The 3,542-nt window shown below is 48.5% G+C and carries 4 protein-coding genes; 1 reads left to right on the top strand and 3 read right to left on the bottom strand.

The genetic code is table 11. The features are described from left to right. The 3 genes from HKN79_09555 to HKN79_09565 all read right to left on the bottom strand — a co-directional run. Window positions 1-582, bottom strand: a 582-nt coding sequence (locus HKN79_09555) for a hypothetical protein (GenBank protein ID NNC83813.1), incomplete at its 3' end; no start/stop codon positions are given. Window positions 583-666: 84 nt separating this feature from the next. Next, window positions 667-1,014, bottom strand: a complete 348-nt coding sequence (locus HKN79_09560) for a DUF3276 family protein (protein NNC83814.1) — start codon at window positions 1,012-1,014, stop codon at window positions 667-669. 54 nt (window positions 1,015-1,068) lie between these two features. Beyond that, window positions 1,069-2,946: an ABC transporter ATP-binding protein gene (locus tag HKN79_09565; protein ID NNC83815.1), complete on the bottom strand. Its 1,878-nt coding sequence runs from the start codon at window positions 2,944-2,946 to the stop codon at window positions 1,069-1,071. Window positions 2,947-3,036: 90 nt separating this feature from the next. Between HKN79_09565 and HKN79_09570 the strand changes: the two genes are divergently transcribed. Continuing rightward, window positions 3,037-3,542, top strand: a 506-nt coding sequence (locus HKN79_09570) for a Glu/Leu/Phe/Val dehydrogenase (protein NNC83816.1), incomplete at its 3' end; no start/stop codon positions are given.

The raw sequence follows: 3,542 nt of genomic DNA on the forward strand, positions 1-3,542 counted from the left end.
TAGATAGGGGCGGGATTCAAAAAAGGTCGTGAAATCCGTATCGAAACGCAATTGTCCATTCTCTACGTCCGGGTCTATACCCTTATAGCGGAACTTGATATCTGAAGGGTCTCCGGAAGGATGGACGATCAAGTCATACTTGAATTGTCCATCCACGAAGTAAAGTCGTAGGTCGATCTTCTCCCAGAGGTTGGAACAGAGGATCTCCTGGACAGCTCGGCAATCGCTTCCCCATTCCGATGGGTCATTTCCTCTGAAGAAATTGTAGCTGGTAGAAGAATTCGTTGTAGTCTGAATATCGAGCGTTTCGATTCCAAGGAATTCCATGTGATAGGCATGGAAATTTAATCGCTCTGGAAATGCACTGTGCCCGTGGTGGGCTTCTGAGATGCTCGACCATTGCTCCACATCACGAATGTCAAAGGTGATTCCCACCTTCTCTATATAGATGTGCCCCTCAGGAATCTCAGCGCGGAACAGGACATGGTCGGGCCATTGGCCTTTATTCTCGATGAATTGCTGAGCCTGGTTAGAAAGGCCGAGCAGTAGATATATGCAGATGAATAAGCCGCGTGGGATCACTGGCTAAAGATAGCCATGGTCAACGCTCGTTTGAGCGTCAAAGGGATGTTCAGGATTGGAATGGAATAGGAGCTGACCAGCGGATCACCACTTGGTCTTGGTGTAGGATTCATCCTTCTCCTCGGAATCTTTCTCTTCCTTGGATTCTTCTACACGATACTTGGGGTCGTCCTCTTTCAATCGCTCTATCTCTCCCAGCACGTCTTCAAGACCTTCTTGGAATTTCTCGAAATCCTCTTTGTACAAAAATATTTTGTGCTTTTCGTAGAAGCTGTCTCCGTTGTCGTTGAACCGCTTCTTGCTTTCCGTGACGGTCAGATACAGGTCATTTCCCCGTGTTGATTTCACATCGAAGAAGTAGGTCCGTTTTCCCGCTCGAATCACTTTCGAGTATATTTCCTCCTTGTCGTAGTGATCTTTGTCCCCCTCCATGCTTCTGGTTTTTAGTTTGGTACTCACGAATATAGAACAAATTGCACTTGACGACTACTCTACCGCCACCTCCAAGGATTGTCGTCTTTCCATATCCGCATAGAAGCCGTCTCGGGCAATGAGATCCTCATGTCTTCCTTGATCGATGATGCGACCGTTTTCCAGCACGATGATGTGATCAGCGCGCCTGATCGTGGAGATGCGATGAGAGATCAATATGGTGGTGCGCTGCTTGATGATCTTATCCAAGGTCTGGAGTATGGACTCCTCGGTCTCTGTATCCACGGCCGACAGGCTGTCATCGAAGATGAGGATCTTGGGCCTTTTGATGATCGCCCGTGCAAGGGATACACGTTGCTTCTGACCTCCAGAAAGAGTGATGCCCCATTCTCCTAGCAGAGTATCATAGCCTTTGGAGAGTTCTTGAATCTCACCGCTGAGCTCCGCTTCATTGCCCGCCTGTTCCACCAAGCTACGGTCGAATTCACCATCCTTCAGGCCGAAAGCGATATTGTTAGCAATGGAATCTGAGAAGAGAAAAACCTCTTGAGGAACATATCCCATTGGGTTTCTCAAGGAATCGGTGGTCAATTCCCTGATATCATGACCATCCAAATGGATGCTTCCTGAATCAGGGTCGAACTGTCTGAGCAAGAGGGCTGCTAAGGTCGATTTGCCCGAACCGGTCCGTCCGAACACTCCCAATGTCCGACCGGGAGCAATTTCGAAAGACACCTCTTGCAAAGCGCGTATCCCGGATTCCGGATAAGTGAAACTCACCCGGTCGAATCGGATCGTTCCATCTACCTGTTCTAGTTCCTTCGGTCCATCGACTATCTCAGGTTCTTCACTCAAGAATTCATTGATGCGCTCTTGGCTTGCTGCCGCACGTTGGACCAAGGAGGTCACCCATCCAACTGCTGCAAAAGGCCAAGTGAGTAGATTGACATAGATGACGAATGCCACGAGCCCTCCGAAAGTGAAATCGGTATCTCCCTCGATGATCATCTTTCCTCCCAGGAAGATGGCCAGGATGGTACTCACACCTATCAGAAGGATGATGGTAGGCATGAAAAGAGCATCGACCCGTACTTGGTCCAAAGTCAGGTCTCTATAGAACTCACTCTCCTTATTGAATTCTTCAGAGCGCTGTTTCTCAATGCCATAGGCTTTCATCACCCTGATGCCGGCAAAATTCTCTTGAACAAAGGTGCTCAGGGCGCTCTGCTGACGCTGCACCGCCTCGCTCCGCCTATTCATGATGGCACTCACATGGTAGACGAGTATACTCATCACGGGCAGTGGGGCCAGAACATACAAGGTGAGCTCAGCACTCAGGCTGACCATGGCCACTACCGACAATACCGCTACCACCAGCAGATTGATAGAGTACATGATAGCCGGACCCAGATACATACGCACTTTGCTCACGTCCTCTGAGATCCGATTCATGAGATCACCCGTATTGTTGCGCTTATAGAAGGCCATACTGAGTCGTTGATACTGGGCATAGATCTCATTCTTGAGGTCATACTCTATCAGGCGCGACATGATGATGATGGTCTGTCGGGTGAAGAAGAGGAATATCCCTTTGATCAGTGCGATCGACAAATAGATGATACAGAGGATGAGGCCGGTGCTCATGATCACTTGTAGCAGTATGTCTTTCTGATCGACTTCTTGATCGGGCCTGACGAGTCCGAAGAAATCCATCACTGTGGCCAGTATGGGAGGAGATGCCAATTCTACAGTTTGGCCATCTTCCATTCCGCTATAAACCTCAATACTCTCCTTGATGAAATCCACTGATTCCTTGACCACCAATGGGTTATAGATGTAGAAGATGTTCTGGATAATGATGAAGAGTATTCCGAGCAGAAGTCTCCACTTGTATTTGAGCAGATATTTGTTCAGGTGTGCTAGACTTCTCATAGGCTATCTCGCGTTCTTCCTGTCAATTTGACTAATTTTGTGCGCCCTTTGAGGAAGAGTCCCAAAGGTATTCTACAATCTGAGAAATTAATGCTTGAAGTACCAGCTAAACGATCTACAGACACTTCAGAAGTGCTGGGTCAGATGAAGGAGTTAGGACACGAACAAGTGGTGTTCTGTCAAGATGAACGGACCGGTCTCAAGGCAATCATCGCCATTCACAATACCGTATTGGGCCCAAGTCTGGGCGGCACCCGTATGTGGTCCTATGCATCCGATGCAGAAGCCATAAACGATGTGTTGAGGTTATCACGAGGAATGACCTATAAATCAGCTATTTCTGGCCTCAATCTAGGGGGTGGAAAAGCGGTCATTATCGGTGATTCACGTAAGGATAAGAGTGAAGCGCTATTCCGGAGATTCGGTCAATTCGTTGACAGTCTGGGTGGTAAATACATCACTGCAGAGGATGTCGGGATTTCTCCTTCTGACCTGACCTATGTGGCCATGGAGACCGATTTTGTTGCGGGCCTACCTGTGACCCAAGGTGGTAGTGGAGACCCTTCTCCTGTCACCGCGCATGGGGTATACATGGG

The organism is Flavobacteriales bacterium (assembly GCA_013001705.1).
GTDB lineage: Bacteria > Bacteroidota > Bacteroidia > Flavobacteriales_D > JABDKJ01 > JABDLZ01.

Excerpts from the sequence above, each read along its gene's own strand:
- HKN79_09560 (NNC83814.1), bottom strand. The coding sequence starts at position 1,014 with ATGGAGGGGGACAAAGATCACTACGACAAGGAGGAAATATACTCGAAA.
- HKN79_09565 (NNC83815.1), bottom strand. The coding sequence starts at position 2,946 with ATGAGAAGTCTAGCACACCTGAACAAATATCTGCTCAAATACAAGTGG.